The sequence below is a fragment of the Nocardia sp. NPDC020380 genome (assembly GCF_044386975.1).
Lineage (GTDB): Bacteria > Actinomycetota > Actinomycetes > Mycobacteriales > Mycobacteriaceae > Nocardia.
In genome coordinates this window covers 261,734-276,487 of record NZ_JBIRVQ010000002.1, presented here as the reverse complement: position 1 = coordinate 276,487, position 14,754 = coordinate 261,734, and the positions used below count along the sequence as shown (strand labels likewise).

At 67.3% G+C, this 14,754-nt stretch carries 14 protein-coding genes; 5 read left to right on the top strand and 9 right to left on the bottom strand.

Going from position 1 to position 14,754, the window contains the following annotated elements:
• The first annotated feature begins 82 nt into the window (after positions 1-82).
• Together ACH438_RS04870 and ACH438_RS04865 are read left to right on the top strand one after the other, a co-directional pair.
• Positions 83-382, top strand: a complete 300-nt coding sequence (locus tag ACH438_RS04870; RefSeq protein WP_397001300.1) for a hypothetical protein — start codon at positions 83-85, stop codon at positions 380-382.
• Positions 383-454: 72 nt separating this feature from the next.
• Positions 455-742: a hypothetical protein gene (locus tag ACH438_RS04865; RefSeq protein WP_397001298.1), complete on the top strand. Its 288-nt coding sequence runs from the start codon at positions 455-457 to the stop codon at positions 740-742.
• A gap of 18 nt (positions 743-760) precedes the next feature.
• On the opposite strand, the gene ACH438_RS04860 is transcribed toward ACH438_RS04865, so the two are convergent.
• Positions 761-1,954 (bottom strand): PucR family transcriptional regulator, encoded by a 1,194-nt coding sequence (locus ACH438_RS04860; protein WP_397001296.1) that lies wholly within the window; start codon positions 1,952-1,954, stop codon positions 761-763.
• A 194-nt stretch (positions 1,955-2,148) separates the two neighbouring features.
• On the opposite strand from ACH438_RS04860, the gene ACH438_RS04855 reads away from it, so the two are divergent.
• Entirely contained in the window at positions 2,149-3,543 is a 1,395-nt protein-coding gene (locus ACH438_RS04855; RefSeq protein ID WP_397001294.1) for a lipase family protein, read from the top strand.
• 61 nt (positions 3,544-3,604) lie between these two features.
• On the opposite strand, the gene ACH438_RS04850 is transcribed toward ACH438_RS04855, so the two are convergent.
• The 6 genes from ACH438_RS04850 to ACH438_RS04825 form a co-directional block, all read right to left on the bottom strand.
• Complete coding sequence (locus ACH438_RS04850) at positions 3,605-4,159, bottom strand: adenine phosphoribosyltransferase (RefSeq protein ID WP_397002286.1); 555 nt, start codon at positions 4,157-4,159, stop codon at positions 3,605-3,607.
• Between the two features lie 52 nt (positions 4,160-4,211).
• On the bottom strand, positions 4,212-5,942 hold the full coding sequence (locus tag ACH438_RS04845; RefSeq protein WP_397001292.1) for an ABC transporter substrate-binding protein: 1,731 nt from the start codon (positions 5,940-5,942) through the stop codon (positions 4,212-4,214).
• A gap of 21 nt (positions 5,943-5,963) precedes the next feature.
• Complete coding sequence (secF, locus tag ACH438_RS04840; RefSeq protein ID WP_397001290.1) at positions 5,964-7,214, bottom strand: protein translocase subunit SecF; 1,251 nt, start codon at positions 7,212-7,214, stop codon at positions 5,964-5,966.
• A 2-nt stretch (positions 7,215-7,216) separates the two neighbouring features.
• Positions 7,217-8,989 carry a protein translocase subunit SecD gene (gene secD, locus ACH438_RS04835; RefSeq protein WP_397001288.1) on the bottom strand — a complete coding sequence of 591 codons (1,773 nt, stop codon included), beginning with the start codon at positions 8,987-8,989 and terminating at the stop codon, positions 7,217-7,219.
• 102 nt (positions 8,990-9,091) lie between these two features.
• A complete protein-coding gene (gene yajC / locus ACH438_RS04830) occupies positions 9,092-9,511 on the bottom strand; it encodes a preprotein translocase subunit YajC (RefSeq protein ID WP_397001286.1) in 420 nt (139 codons plus the stop codon).
• Positions 9,512-9,728: 217 nt separating this feature from the next.
• Positions 9,729-11,222, bottom strand: coding sequence for a flavin-containing monooxygenase (locus ACH438_RS04825; RefSeq protein ID WP_397001284.1), 1,494 nt, complete (start codon positions 11,220-11,222; stop codon positions 9,729-9,731).
• 53 nt (positions 11,223-11,275) lie between these two features.
• Here ACH438_RS04825 and ACH438_RS04820 point away from each other — a divergent pair, with 53 nt between their 5' ends.
• Positions 11,276-11,947 carry a TetR/AcrR family transcriptional regulator gene (locus ACH438_RS04820; RefSeq protein WP_397001282.1) on the top strand — a complete coding sequence of 224 codons (672 nt, stop codon included), beginning with the start codon at positions 11,276-11,278 and terminating at the stop codon, positions 11,945-11,947.
• An 85-nt stretch (positions 11,948-12,032) separates the two neighbouring features.
• Positions 12,033-12,605: a DivIVA domain-containing protein gene (locus tag ACH438_RS04815; RefSeq protein ID WP_397001280.1), complete on the top strand. Its 573-nt coding sequence runs from the start codon at positions 12,033-12,035 to the stop codon at positions 12,603-12,605.
• A gap of 2 nt (positions 12,606-12,607) precedes the next feature.
• Here ACH438_RS04815 and ACH438_RS04810 read toward each other — a convergent pair whose 3' ends face one another.
• Together ACH438_RS04810 and ACH438_RS04805 are read right to left on the bottom strand one after the other, a co-directional pair.
• Positions 12,608-13,819, bottom strand: coding sequence for an ABC transporter permease (locus tag ACH438_RS04810; RefSeq protein WP_397001278.1), 1,212 nt, complete (start codon positions 13,817-13,819; stop codon positions 12,608-12,610).
• Positions 13,816-14,694, bottom strand: coding sequence for an ABC transporter ATP-binding protein (locus ACH438_RS04805; RefSeq protein ID WP_397001276.1), 879 nt, complete (start codon positions 14,692-14,694; stop codon positions 13,816-13,818). Before ACH438_RS04805 ends, ACH438_RS04810 begins: the two co-directional genes overlap by 4 nt.
• Between the last annotated feature and the right edge of the window lie 60 nt (positions 14,695-14,754).

Sequence of the window (14,754 nt, the reverse complement as noted above, 5' to 3'; positions counted from 1 at the left end):
TCCGTTTCAGTCTGCGATCTTGGCCGCCGTTTCCAGCGGCGACCTCTGATTGAACTGCCAGTTTCCGGGCATAGCGTGGGATATGCCCTACTATTACCCCCGCTCTTACTCCGAGGGCGCCGCGGCACGAATCGTCAGCCTCGTCGGTGGCCTGTTCGCACTGATCGAGGGCGTCTACATCCTCATGATCGTCCTCAATGCCGATCAGGCCAACCGCTTCTTCCTCTTCATCAAGGGACTCGCGGTGCCGCTGGCACTGTTCTTCCCCGGCCTCTTCCATACCGGCAACGCCCATCTGGACGTGGTCGTGAACTACGGACTGGCAGCGCTGTTCTGGCTCGTCGTGACCGGGTTCATCGCCCGCCTGGTGGCGCGCTACTGACGACACCCCGTACTACCGGCGACACCCCGGGGACGCAGTTTCCGTCCGGCGGACAACGGGAATTCCCCCCGAATGCCGTACGTCGCCCGCAACGAGGCCGCCGCCGCCCGCATCATCGGGACGGTCGGCATGCTGTTCGCCCTCATCGAGGGCCTGTACATCCTGATGCTGGTGCTGAACGCGGATCAGTCGAACCGCTTCTTCGCCTTCGTCAAATCGCTCGCCGAGCCATTGGCGCTGTTCTTCCCGGGACTGTTCCACACCGGCAGCCACAATCTGGACATCGTGCTGAATTACGGTTTGGCCGCGGTCTTCTGGCTCATAGTCAGCGGATTCGTCGCCCGGGTCGTCGCACGCTGACCACCGGCGCCGCGCCGCCTACAGATCGGCGCCCGCGAGATCGAACGCGGTCAGAGCCGCGGCGAACAAGGGCGTGTGCTCGGACCGGCCCGGATCGTAACCGGTGAGCGCGGCTATCCGGTTCAGCCGATAGTTGAGCGTATTGCGGTGTACCACCAGGGACTCCGCGGCCGCCACGCGATTGTGGTCGTGCGCCAGATACGCGCGCAGCGCCTGCATGAGATGCGGGTGATCGGTCAGCGGCCCCAGCAGTCCGAGCAGCCAGGCGCGCGCGGGACCGGGACGCGCGAACTGATACTGCAGGGCGAGATCCGACATGCGATACACACCGGTCGGCCGCCCCAGCCCGAGCGCGAGCCGCGCGATCTCCCCCGCCTCCTCCGCCCGCGCCGGAATCTCGGAAACCATTGCGGCGAGCGCGGTTCCAGCTATCACCCGGACACCCGCCGCGGCGGCGATCCGGCCGACCGCGGTATCGAGGCGGGCACTCGGCTCGGTCGCCGGGACCAGCACCCAGCCGCCGGCCCGATCCAGCACCGTGAGCGCCTGCGGGGACAAGGCATCGATCTCACCGTGGATGACACGCATGGCCGGGCGGACGCCGTCACCGCTCTCGGCGGCCTCGGGCGTGCGCAGGGCCAGCACGTGATAACCGCCCAGGGTGATGCCGAAGCGTTCGGCCAGCAACTCGGCGGGCTTACCCTGCAGGAGCGCCTGTCCCAGCGCGCGTTTGGCCTCGCGCTGCTCCCAATGCAGATCCTGGCGCTCGTCCAGATAGGAGGCGGCGACGCCCGGCACCACCGCGCCGAGATAGCCGAGCAGCAGCGGAACCGCGGCCAGCAATTCCTCGCGCTCACGGTCGGTGCCGGCCACGGTGACCAGGTGGTTCCACGCGGCCAGCGCCCCGCGGTGATACACGGCCAGCACCGCGTCCAGCGGAATGCCCTCGCGCGCACGGCGAACGGCCACGTCGATCATGCCGGTCATGTCCTCGGGCCGCGGATCGCGGTGTTCGCCGAGCAGGCGCAGGAACAGCCGCAGGTTCTCCTCGGCGCGGCGCACCAGATCCTGTTCGATCAGGTCGTGCGGCAGGCGCTCGTAGTCCGGGACCGTCTTGATCACTGCCGTCACCATTTCCCGGGCGGCCTCGGGGAGGTGCGCGGCAAGGAATCCCGCAAAGGGCGTATCCGGGTCATCGGGTGCGACGGTCATCCAGTCATTGTGCGCGTGAACGAATATCCGCGCACAGCAATCCAATACGGCAGGGTGGCGCCCGCCGATATCTTTGGTTGCCTTGTCATCTGAACAAATTGCCGGGCGTAAGCCTGATTCCGTGCACAGAGACGGCACACCTCCTTGTCTGAGACGGTTGGGGCGCCACATCGCCGTGCACACAGGGAGATTCCATGACAGGACATGGGTGGGGTCGGTTGCTCGCCATCGGACTCGCCGCCGGACTACTCGTCGCGGCGGCACAGACCACCGCGCGCGCCGAACCGGGCCACGAGGTCGCGGTGGAACCACCGCCGTCGGTCACCCTGCCGCCCGAGGTCGACGACTTCTATTCCCCGCCCGCCGGACAGGTCGCGGCGGCGCGACCGGGCGAGATCCTGCGCGCCCGGCGCATCAACCCGGCCTTCTTCGGGTTCATCCAGCTGAATATCGATGCCTGGCAGCTGTCGTACCGCACCACCAACAGCTTCGGCGAGGCCATCTCGACCGTCACCACGGTGCTGGTGCCGCGCGGTCCCGCACCGCAGGGCGGGCGAAAACTGCTGTCCTATCAGATCGCCGAGGACAGTGCCGCCCAATACTGCGCGCCCTCGTACGTGATCCAATCCGGCGGACTCCCCCTCGACTACGTGAACGCGGCCGAGACGCTCATCCCCATCGCGGCGGGCGTCGGGCAGGGCTGGACCGTGGTCATCCCGGACTACGAAGGCCCGCACTCCTCCTACGGCACCTCCAAACTCAATGCGCAGACCACCCTCGACGGCATCCGCGCCGCCGAGAACTTCTCCCCCGCACAGCTTTCCGGCCCCGGCACGCCCACCGCGCTCTGGGGCTATTCGGGCGGGACCGTCCCATCCTCGTTCGCGGCGGAGATCGCGCAGAGCTACGCGCCGGAACTGAACATCGTCGGCGTCGCCGCGGGCGGCATTGCGGCGGCGGACTATCCGGACGCCATGCGGCACAACAACAAGGGCCTCTACACCGGTCTGCTGATGGGCGTGTTCGCCGGCATAGCCGGTGAGTATCCGCAGGTCCGGGACCTGTTGCGGGACAATGTCGTGGATCCGGTGAGCCAGGTGCTGTTCGCGTCCAAACAGCTGCTCTGCCACCCCGAGGGCACCGCGCTGCTGCCGTTCTACGACTACATGGGGGCGTTCAAGGGCGGCGACCCCCTGCAGTATCCGGCCGTGCAGAAGTTCCTGGCCGACAATTCGCTGGGCCAGGCCACACCGAACATGCCCATCTACATCTATCACGCGCAGTACGACGAGATCCTGCCCAATGTGGGCGTGGACAAACTGGTCGACAAGTACTGCAAGGACGGCGCGCCCAGCGTCAGCTACGAGCGAGAACTGGTGGCCGAGCACATCTCCGGCGTCGCCGGGCAACTGCCCGGGGCCTTCCACTTCCTGCGCGATCGGCTCAATGGCGTACCCGCCGTGCAGGGCTGCCGGATCAGCAATCCGACCTTCGTGATGGCGGAACCGCGCTTCTGGCAGACACTCGGCGAGATCCTGCCCGACGCGGTGGGCGCGCTGATCGGTCAGGCCATCGGCGCGGGCAAGTAGCACGACCCAGAAAGACGATGGCCCGGTGACGACTTCGTCACCGGGCCATCGAGTTCGTCCGTCAGAGCTTGACGATCGAGTGCAGCGGGTAGCTGCCCTGCTTGGCGCGCCCCTCGAGGAAGGTCAGCTCCAGCACCACGGCGGCCGCGACCACCTCGGCGCCGGCGGCGATGAACAGCTCGGCAGCCGCGGCGAGGGTGCCGCCGGTGGCGAGCACATCGTCGAGCAGCAGGACCTTACGGCCCTTCAGATCGATGCCGTCGGCCGGGATCTCCAGTGCGGCCGAACCGTATTCGAGGGTGTACTCGCGGGAGATGACCGGCGGGGGTAGCTTGCCGCCCTTGCGCACCGCCACCACGCCGGTGCCCAGGATGGCGGCCACGCCGGCGCCCAGCAGGAAGCCGCGCGCGTCCACGCCCGCCACCAGATCGGCCTCGGGGGCGGTGGCGGCGAAGCAGTCGAGTACCGAACGGAAGCCCTCGGCGTCCGCGAAAACCGGTGTCAGGTCCGCGAAGCGGACGCCCGGTGTCGGGAAGTCGTCGTGCCAGCGGGTCAGCCGCTGCACGGACTCCTCGGCCTTGGCGTTCCGTGCCCCGGCGTCGTCCGTGTCAGCCATCTCGTGCTTGCTCATCTCCACCCATTCCTCGTCACCAACGGCCCCACCGGGGTCACCGCTTCAGCACCCAGCGATCCATGTTCCAACCAGCGCCGGCCCGTGTCGGGCTGGCGATACCGTTCTCCATACCGTCGCCGAACGCGATGGTGCGCGGTCCGGCGAACAGCGGGATCGACGGCATGTCGCCCCAGAGCAGGTTTTCCTGCTCGGTCAGCAGGTTCAGCACGGTGCTCGAGTTGTCCTCGGACGCAAGCTGATCCGCGATGGCATCGTAGCGGCCGTTACCGTACCTACCGAAATTGACGCCGGAGCCGGTGCGCAGGGCCGCGATGGCGTCGGTCTCCGCGAGCGAACCCGACGGTCCCGGCATGCCCGCGTCGCCGCCGAGAATCGCGTCCACCTTGCCGTCTGCCAGTTGCTGCGCCGTGAAATCCGGTGCGCCCGCATCGACCACGGTGATGCCCGCGGCCTTGCACGCGTCGGCGATGGCGGCCACCGTCTGCGCGCGCCGATCATCCGGCTTCACATAGCCGATGCGCACGGTCTGGTTCTGGATGCCCGAGGAGCTCGCCGCCGTCACGATGCCCGGATCGCCGCCCTTGTACTTGTCGGCCGGGCCGACGATGGACGAGTAGTACAGCGAATCCTGCGGCACGGTCCGGGAATTCGCGAGACCCGCGCCCAGCCCGCTCTTCACGTCGTAGCCGGGATGCCCGAACTTGTCGAACAGCGCCTGCCGCGGCACGCACAGCGCGAACGCCTTGCGCGCGTTCGCGTTCGCGAGGACGCCACCCGTACTCAGCGTCAGCTGCTCGACGCCGCGGCCGGGCAGATTCTCCTTCGAGAAGCCCGACAGGTTCACGTCACCCAGCGAACCGGCGCCGATGTCGAGCACGCCGATCGCCTTGTCCGACAGCTTCGCCTTCAGATCGGAATGCTTGTCCCACACCACGATCCGCGGCGTCGCGGCCGCATTGCCCCACCACTTCTCGTTCTTCACCAGGACCAGGCCGTCCTTGTCGGTGAAGGATTCGATCCGGTACGGACCCGAGGACGGCAGCACCGTCAGATCCGCCTTGCCGGAGGTGAGATTCCAGCCGGTGTTCCAGAAATCGGCGATGCGTTCCATGGTCGCCTGATCGCCGGTCTGCACGGCCGTCACCACGTTCGGCAGCTTCAGCTGGTTCGCGATGGTGTGCGCCGGCATCATCTCGTCGGCGTTGAACAGGGTCTTCCACTGCGAATAGTGCTTGCCCGGCCGGAAGACGACGGTGGCGTCCTTGGAACCGGCCTGGCAGTCCACCCGCTCGATATCGCGGTAGCCGTCGGTGCTCGCGGCGTCGAACATCGGAATCGGGCCGCCCGGACCGGCCTTGGTGAACCGGCCGTTGCGCGCCGCCCACGCCAGCACCAGATCGTCACACGAGGTGGGGGTGCCGTCGGAGTACACGCCGTCCGGATTCAGGCGGTACTGGATGGTCTGCGCATCGCCGGGGACTTCCTTGGCGGTGCCGGTATCGGTGTCGGCCACCGGCTGCCCGTCCGGGCCGGTGTAGAAGAACCCGGTCAGCACGCGCGAGAACACCGCGGCCGCACCACTGTTGGCGCCGAGGGTGCTGCTGCCGTTGTAGCTGGCGATGACCGCGTCCACGCCGTAGCCGATGGACGGAACCTGATTCTTGCTACCGCAGGCCGTCAGCCCGCCGACCGCGAGCGCGCCCGCCGCCGCGACGGCCAGGCCGCGCCGCACCAGCACGGTGCGACGCGTTCCCTGTTGCCTCAATGCAAACCCCCTGCGCTCGCCTCAGTGCCTTCTCTTCTGCCGTTTCCCCGTAGGTCGGGCGCCGGGACGCGGTGCGCCCGAAGCACCGGCGGTCGCGGCACGCGGACGGCCGGCGGCGGCGAAGCCGTCGAAACCGTCGTCGCCCGCCTCGACCGGACGGGTCGCCGCACCCGCCCGCTTCGCGGCCACCTCGGTCGCGCGGGCGCCGGCCACACCGGAACGCCGGTTCATGACCTTCCTGGTGTGCGCGGCCACCGGGCCGAAGCGCTCCTTGATGGACACCAGGATCGGCACCGCGAAGAAGATGGACGAGTAGCCACCCACGATCATGCCGACCAGCTGCACCAGCGCCAGGTCCTTCAGCGTGCCCACGCCCAGCAGCCACACCGCGATCACCAGCATGCCGACGATGGGCAGGATGCCGATGATGGTGGTGTTGATCGACCGCATCAGGGTCTGGTTGGCCGCCAGGTTCGCCTTCTCGGCATAGGTGTGGCGGCTCAGATGCAGGACGCCGCGCGTGTTCTCCTCGACCTTGTCGAAGACGACCACGTTGTCGTACAGCACATAACCCAGAATCGTGAGCAGGCCGATGACCGCCGCCGGCGTCACCTCGAAGCCGACCAGCGAGTAGATGCCCGCTGTCACAACGAGATTGAACAGCAGCGAGCCGATGGCCGCGATGGCCATATCCCGTTCGAAGCGGATGGTGATGTACACCATCACCAGCGCCACGAACACCAGCAGCGCGAGCACGGCCTTGTGCGTGACCTGGTTACCCCAGGTCGAACTGATATCGGAGACCGAGATCGCGTTGCGGCTCGGATTACCGGCGGAATCCTTCGGCTGGAACGCCTCGAACAGCGCGTTCTGCAGCTTGTCGCTCTGATCCTGACTCAGCGTGTCCGAGCGGATCTGGAAGGTCGCGGCCGAACCGGAACCCGCCTTCTGCACGGTCACCGGATCATGGCCCAGCGCCTGGTGATAGATGTCCTGCACCTTCGAGGTGGTGGCGTCACCGGTGGCGGGCAGCTGAATCTGCGACCCACCCTCGAAATCGATGCCGAGGGTGAAACCGCGCAGCGCGATGCTCAGGATCGCGATCAGCATCAGGCCCGCGGCGATGCCGTAGAACACCTTGCGGCGTCCGACGATCTCGAAACCGCCGGTGCCGGTGTACAACCGCTCGAACAGGCTGTGCTTCTTGACCGATCCCGCTGCCTCGTAATCGAGTTCGGAATCGGTGTCCATGACGGGACTGGTCTTGGCCATGTTCACGCCTCCTTCACCAGGACGCCGGCCGCCGCCTTGCGTTCCCGGGCAATCTCTGCAACGGCGCCGAGACCGTTCACCGACGGCTTCGCCCAGAACGGCGAGCGCGATGCCAGCATCATCAGCGGCGAAGTGACCAGGTACAGCACGATGACGTCGAGCACGGTGGTCAGACCCAGGGTGAAGGCGAAGCCCTTCACCTGGCCCGCCGCCAGCAGGTACAGCACCGCGGAAGCGATGAGCGACACCGTCTTACCCGACAGGTTGGTGCGCTGCGCGCGAGCCCAGCCGCGCGGCACCGCCGAACGGAAGCTACGGCCCTCGCGCATCTCGTCCTTGATGCGCTCGAAGAAGACGACGAACGAGTCCGCTGTCATACCGATACCGATGATCAGACCGGCGATACCGGCCAGGTCGAGCGTGAAGCCGATCCACCTGCCCAGCAACACGATCAGCGCGTACACCGCCACACCGGCCGCGACCAGCGAGAAGCCGGCCAGGAAGCCCAGCATGCGGTAGTAGAGCAGGCAGTACAGCAGCACCGCGATGAGGCCGATCGCACCCGCGATCAGACCGGCGTGCAGCGAGGACATGCCCAGCGTGGCCGACACCGTCTCCGCCTCGGAGGTGGTGAACGACAGCGGCAGCGAACCGTACTTCAGCGAGTTCGCCAGATCTTTCGCGGCCGCACCGCTGAAGTTGCCGGAAATCTGTGTGCTGCCACCGAACTGGTTACCGGACTGCACCTGCGGCGCGCTCACCACGCGCGAGTCGAGGGCGAAGGCCAGCTGCTTGTTCAGGTAGGTGTTGGTCAGGTTGCCCCAGGTGTCGGAGCCGCCGCCCTTGAACTCCAGGTTGACCACCCAGCCGCCGCCACGGGTATCCAGGGTGGCGGTGGCGTCCTTGATCTCGGTGCCGTCCAGCTTGGACTTGTCCAGCAGGTAGATCTGGGTGCCGTCGGTGCTGCAGGTGACCAGGGGCAGATTCGGATCGTCGTTGCCCTGCAACGGATCCGGCTTCGAGCAGTCCAGGCTCTGGATGGCCGCGATCTGCGTGGCCTGATCGGTGCTCTGGCGCAGGGCCTTCGCGTCCTGGATTTCCTTCTGCGTCTGCTGCTGCGGGCTGAGGCCGCCCGGGTTGGCCGGAGTAGTCGGCGGGACCGGGGTGGTCGGCGCCTGCGCCGGGAAGACGCGGTTCTGCGGAGCCGGATTCGGCGCGGGGGCCTCGCTCGGGGCCGGGGCCTCCGACGGCGCGGGCGCATCGGTCGCCGGCGCGGGCGCGGCACTCGGCACCGCGGAATCCGTGGCTCCGGGCACGCTCGGCGCGGGCGCACTCGGGGCGCCCGGCGCACCCGGCGCGCCGCCCGGCTGCTGCTGCGACTGCACCTTGCCGCCCGGCGCCGGAATGTCCTGCAGCACCGGCCGCACGTACAGCTTGGCGGTGGTGGCCAGGGTCTTGGCCTGCGCACCGTCCGAACCCGGGACCGTGATCACCAGGTTGTCACCCTCGATGACGACCTCGGAGCCGGCGACGCCGAGGCCGTTGACGCGCTGCTCGATGATGCTCTGCGCCTGCTTCAGGCTGTCCTGGCTGGGCTTACCGCCATCGGGGGTGCGCGGCGTCAGCGTGACGCGGGTACCGCCCTGCAGGTCGATGCCGAGCTTCGGCGTATGCGACTTCCCGACGAAAAAAATCAGGCCGAACATCAAAGCCACCAGCGCGGCGTAGACGCCGAGCAGTCGCAGCGGATGCGCCGTTCCTTGAGAAGGTGGCACAGTACTTATCTCCTAGGCGGGATTCGGGGGCGGAACGAGCGGGTACACACCGCAGCGCCACCGGCCGCCTGATCTCCTGGGCGGCCGATGGCGCTGAGTCTGTCAGTCCTTGGTCAGGCGCGAGGCGTCCTGGGCGTCGGAGCTGCCATTGTGGGCAGCGCCGTTGCCGTTCACCTCGTGGTTCGTCTCGGCACCCTCGAAAGAGGTGTTGCCGGGGGACACGGCCGCGGCCGTGGTGTCCTCGGTGTTGTCTTCGGTGGTGTCGACATCGTCCTTGCGCACCTCGCGGATCGCTTGGCGCAGCCAGGTGGTGACGATTTCCTCGGCGATCTCCAGATCCACCGAGGTGTCATCGATGTCGACGACAGTGCCGTAGAGCCCCGACGTGGTGACGACCCGGTCGCCGATCTTCAGGCTGTCCTGCATCTCGGTGACCTTGGACGCCTCCCGCTTTTGTTTGCGGACGCCGAGGAACATCGGGATGAGCAGAGCAACCAGCAGCAGCGGCAGCAGAAGGTCCATCGTCGAAGTCAGCCCCTAGTCATGGGTAGTTTTGGGTGCGTATCCCCCACAGTCTGCCAGTTCTACCTGAGACGCGGCGCGCCGCGGTGCTAATTTTGCCTACGCTCCGCTCCGGCGAGTTCGCGGCCCTGAAGTCTCGGTTCTTCCCTCCTCCGCTCCTCCGCTTCGCTCCCCCGCTCCGTCAGTCCAGAACCGAGCCGGCCGCGAACTTTGAGCGTCAAGCCGATTGCTGCCCGTAGGTGTAGTCGTCGAGCGGGAAAGTGACCGCTTCGCGGTGGGCGTTCAGGGTGCTGGTCGGGCGCAGCAGCGCGGCCTCGCCGTGCTGATTGAAGTAGTAGCTACGGGCCGCCGAGCACTGGCCGCCGTAGAAGACGGAGTTGCCCAGCTTGTCGGTGACGCGGTCCAGGAACTCGGTATTGGCTTCCTCGGTGACCTCGAAGACCTGCTCGCCGCGGCGGAACATCTCACCGAAGAGGCGGCCGATGTGCTTCATCTGCGCCTCGATGGTGGTGAAGTAGGAGAGGCCGCTGTACGAGTACGGGCTGTTGAGGCACAGGAAGTTGGGGAACTTCGGCACGGTGACGCCCTCGTAGGCCTGGAAGCGGTTGTCGCGCCAGAACTTTCCGAGATTGCGGCCGTCGCGGCCGATGATCTCGATGGCCGGGAAGTTCACATCCCACAGGTTGAAGCCGGTGGCCAGGATCAGCGTATCGATCTCGGTCTTGTGCCCGTCCTCGGTCACGATGCCGTCGGCCTCGATGTGATCGATGGAGTTGGTCTCCAGCCGGACGTGCGGCTCGTTGAACGTCTTGAAGTACAGATTGGAGAACGTGGGCCGCTTGCAACCGAAGTCGTAGTGCGGAGTCAGCTTCTTCCGGGTTTCCTTGTCCCGCACCGAACTCCGCAGATGCGCCTTGGCCAGCAGCGCCGCGGCCTTGTTGAGCGGCTTGGCCTGCTTGAAGTGCAGCACGCCGACCACCATGAGCGCCTCCAGCATGGAGGTGTTCACCAGGCGAGCGGCCTTCTGCGTCACCGGAACCCGCGCGAACAGGTTCTGCACGACGGGCGGGATCGGCGCGTCGATCTTCGGCACCACCCAGATCGGGGTGCGCTGGAAGACGGTGAGCGTCTGCGCCTTCTTGGCGACCTCCGGGATCAGCTGCACGGCGGTGGCGCCGGTGCCGATGATGGCGGCCTTGCGGCCGGTGAGGTCGAAGTCGTTCTCCCACGCGGTGGTGTGGATGATCTTGCCCTGGAAGGTGTCGATGCCCGGGAACGGCGGCGTGTAGGGCTGCGACAGGAAGCCGGTGGCCGCGAGCAGATAACGCGCGGTGAGGGATTCACCGTTCTCGACGCTGACCACCCACTGCTGGTGCTCTTCGTCCCAGCGGGCCCCGCCCACGACGGTGTCGAAGCGCATGCGCCGGCGTAGGTCGTACTTGTCGGCGACGTGCTCGGCGTACTTCTTCAACTCGGCGCCGGGCGCGAACAACCGCGACCAGTGCGGGTTGGGCTCGAAAGAATAGGAGTAGGTGACCGAGGCGATGTCGACCGCGAGCCCCGGATAGTGGTTGACGTGCCAGGTGCCGCCGAGGTCGTCCTCGCGCTCCAGGATCACGTAATTACTCAGGCCGAGCCGATCCAGCTCGATGCCCGCGCCCATACCGCCGAACCCGGCCCCGACCACGATGGCGTCGTACTGAGGTGCCACGCCGAACCTCCCTGCGAGTGTCCAACCAGTGGATCTGAATCACATGTCACGGAATGACATCTCATTCCGTTTGTGACCACCGTATCATCGAGGTCGTGACGAAGCCATCCTCGAGAATCGAACGCCGCAAGGCCGAACTCCGCCAGGAGATCATCGACACCGCGTTCGCCTGTTTCGCCGAGAAGGGCTATCACGCCACCGGCATTGCCGATATCGCAGGTCAGCTGGGTATCGGGCACGGGACGTTCTACCGGTACTTCCAGAACAAGCGCGACATCATCGATCACGTCATCGACGATCTCGCCGCCCGCATCATCGAGACGCTGGGCACCGACAACGCCCCCGACGCGGCCGAGAGCCTGGTCGAGTACCGGGCGCAGGTCAATCGCATCGGCGACGCGCTGAACAGCATCTTCCTCGAGGATCAGCGGGTCGCGCAGCTGCTGCTGTTCCAGGCCACCGGCATCGACGCCGAACTCACCGCCCGGCTCTACGGCCTGCTCGACACCGCCGACGCGCTGACCGCGGGCTATCTGGAACACGGCGTGGAACAGGGCTACCTGCGCGCCGACCTGGACACCACCAATACCGCGCGGGCGGTGACCGGCATGATCCTGGCGGCCATCATCCACGGGCTGCGGCAGCCCGACGCGGCCGCGGTGAACGATCTCAGCCAGGCCATTCGCCAGCTGCTCATCGACGGCGTGCGCAAGGACCCGGCATAGCCCGCCCGCCGCTCACGGACCGTTTCGTCCCATGCGGTCTATTCGCAAGGGGCGGAAGCAATTCGGACATCGACCGGTTGGCACAATGACCCGCGTGACTCCCGACGACGTACGCCGCAAACGCTTCGGCACACCGCCGTTGGGGCACGACGCCTACCACCCGGCGCAGGTGGACGCCTTCACCGCGCGCGTCGCGGACGCGCTGGCGGGCCTGGACCACCTCACCTCCGCCGACATCCGGCTGGCCGAATTCGACGCGCCGCCACCCGGACTGCCCGGCTACGACTCCCAGCAGGTCGACGAGTTCCTCGATCAGCTCTGCATCGACCTGGAACACTTACGCCGCGGGCGCTGCCCCGTGCCCGCCGGGCGCGACGCCGACCCCCTCACCCACGACGATGTACTGCGCATCCATTTCTCCGCGCCACCGCACGGCCTGCCCGGCTATGCCGCCGAGGAGGTCGGCCGCTTCCTCGATCGCCTCGCCGCCACCCTCGCGCACAACGGCCCCAACGGCCTGACCGCGGAGGATGTGCGCGCCACGACATTCCACCGCGCCGCCGCCGGCACCCCGGCCTATCACCGCGAGGAGGTCGACGCCTTCCTCGACCTCGTCGCCGGACAGCTGGCGCGCATGCACACCGCCGACTCCGCGTAGGACTAGTCCTCGACGGCCAGCGCCTGGCGAATCGTCAAGCGGCGCTGGGTCTGCAGCAGCGAACGGCGATAGATGCGCTCCGCGAGCACGATGATCCCGTAGGTCGCGGCGATCATGATCGCCAAGGCCGGCAACGGTTCCCACCAGGACGCCGTGCCCTGCGCGACCCTGCTCGGCATCGCCACGATCGACACGATCGGCACAAACGAGATGACCGTCAGGAACACGCCCTTGGCGAAGATGCCCGCGAACAATACGGCCATCACCAGCATGGACAGCGGCGTGGCGGTCGACTGCAGGTCCTCGGTCCGCGTGGCCAGCGCACCCGCGACCGCCCACAGACTCGCGAGAGCCAGGAAGCCGACCAGGAAGAACACGATGAACCAGCCTGCCGCACCGGCGATCTGCGTGATCTGATCGCCCTTACCGATGGCGGTCAGGCCGATCAGTCCCGCGCCGACGAACAACGCCAGCTGGGCCAGCGCCATCACCGTATTGCCGATCACCTTGCCGATCAGCAACTGCCGCACCGGAATCGCACTGGCCAGGATCTCGACGATCCGATTCTGCTTCTCCTCCACCACACTCTGCGCGATGGCCATGCCGAACAGGATGGAGGACAGATAGAAGAGGAAAGCGAACGCGAACGCCACCACCTTGGACAGGCCCGGATCGACGGCGCTCGGCGCCAGCAGGTCGTAACTCATCGCGCTGCCCCGCGCGAGCTGATCCAGCGAGGTGCCGGCCGCGGCCGCATTGTGCTGCATGGCGAACTGCCGCGCCGCCGCGGTCACGTATGTGGTGGCATTGTCGTTCTTCGCCGATTTACCGATGAGCCGCCAGCCGCCGTCCACCGGAACCAGCCCGGCGTCGACCGCGCCGCCGCGCACCTGCGCTTCGACCGCGGCCGTATCGGCCGCCGGATGCGCCTCGAAGGCGACCTTCTTGCCGGCGGCATCGGCGAGACCGGTGGCGGCCGCCACGATCTGCCCGGCCTCGGGCCCCGCGGTCGCCACCTGCACATGATCCGTGCGATTGGCCATGATGCCGCTGATGGTCAGCGACGCCGCGATGACGACGACGGTGATGAGCGTGGAGATCAGGAAGTTGCGGTCCCGCAGCTTCACGCCGACCTCACGCTGGGTGACGATCAGCCACAGATCACGCGGGAACGCGTCCGCGGCCTGGGCTTTCACCTCGGTACGCTCGCTCATGCCGTCACCGCCCGGTAGATATCGGCCACCGAGGACCGCACCTCGGCGAATTCCCGCACCGAACCGTGTGCCAGTGCCGCCCTGAGCAATTCGTCCGGCGTCGCACCGTCGAGTTCGAGCAGCGCCTGGGATCCGCTGGTCTCGAGCAGATTCGCACCGGCGAATCCGGTCAGCCACGCAGTGTCACCGTCCATGACCAGCCGGTAGCGCGTGCCGCCGCCGGCCCGCAACCGCTCGACCGGGCCCTGCGCGACAATGCGGCCGCCGGCCAGGATCACCAGCTGATGGCACAGTCGCTCCACCAGCTCGAGCTGATGCGAGGAGAACAGCACCGGAACGCCTTTCGCCGCGTACTCGGTCAGCAGTTCGGCCATCGCGTCGACGGCGACCGGGTCGAGTCCGGAAAACGGTTCGTCGAGAATGAGCGCATCGGGTTCGGCGATGACGGCCGCCGCGATCTGCACCCGCTGCTGATTGCCCAGCGACAGCGACTCCAGCTTGTCCTTGCCGCGCGCACCCAGCTCGAACCGCTCCAGCAATGCGGTGGCCCGGTCCTGGGCCCCGGCGGCCGAGATACCGCGCAGCCGGGCCAGATACACGAGCTGCTCGAGGATCGGCTGCTTGGGATAGAGGCCACGCTCCTCGGGCATGTACCCGAACCGCCGCCGATCCGCGGGCGTCACCGCGCGGCCCTTCCAGCGGATCTCGCCGCCCTGGACGGCCAGCACGCCCATGATCATCCGCATGGTGGTGGTCTTGCCGGCCCCGTTGCCGCCGACGAACCCGGTCAGCGCACCGGCCGGCACCTCGAACGAAACATCGTCGACCGCAACCTTTTCCCCGAACCGGCGCGTCAGGTGTGCTACTTCGAGCATGGACTCCCCTCCTTGATCGAAATCCACCATACCGACCGCGCACATCGGCCGAATTCCCCG

Bases quoted from the DNA above. Each gene is read 5' to 3' on its own strand.
- secF (WP_397001290.1), bottom strand. From the start codon at position 7,214: ATGGCCAAGACCAGTCCCGTCATGGACACCGATTCCGAACTCGATTAC.
- ACH438_RS04855 (WP_397001294.1), top strand. From the start codon at position 2,149: ATGACAGGACATGGGTGGGGTCGGTTGCTCGCCATCGGACTCGCCGCC.
- ACH438_RS04860 (WP_397001296.1), bottom strand. From the start codon at position 1,954: ATGACCGTCGCACCCGATGACCCGGATACGCCCTTTGCGGGATTCCTT.
- ACH438_RS04820 (WP_397001282.1), top strand. From the start codon at position 11,276: ATGACATCTCATTCCGTTTGTGACCACCGTATCATCGAGGTCGTGACG.
- ACH438_RS04865 (WP_397001298.1), top strand. From the start codon at position 455: ATGCCGTACGTCGCCCGCAACGAGGCCGCCGCCGCCCGCATCATCGGG.
- ACH438_RS04815 (WP_397001280.1), top strand. From the start codon at position 12,033: ATGACCCGCGTGACTCCCGACGACGTACGCCGCAAACGCTTCGGCACA.
- ACH438_RS04870 (WP_397001300.1), top strand. From the start codon at position 83: ATGCCCTACTATTACCCCCGCTCTTACTCCGAGGGCGCCGCGGCACGA.
- ACH438_RS04850 (WP_397002286.1), bottom strand. From the start codon at position 4,159: ATGGCTGACACGGACGACGCCGGGGCACGGAACGCCAAGGCCGAGGAG.
- ACH438_RS04810 (WP_397001278.1), bottom strand. From the start codon at position 13,819: ATGAGCGAGCGTACCGAGGTGAAAGCCCAGGCCGCGGACGCGTTCCCG.
- yajC (WP_397001286.1), bottom strand. From the start codon at position 9,511: ATGGACCTTCTGCTGCCGCTGCTGCTGGTTGCTCTGCTCATCCCGATG.
- ACH438_RS04805 (WP_397001276.1), bottom strand. From the start codon at position 14,694: ATGCTCGAAGTAGCACACCTGACGCGCCGGTTCGGGGAAAAGGTTGCG.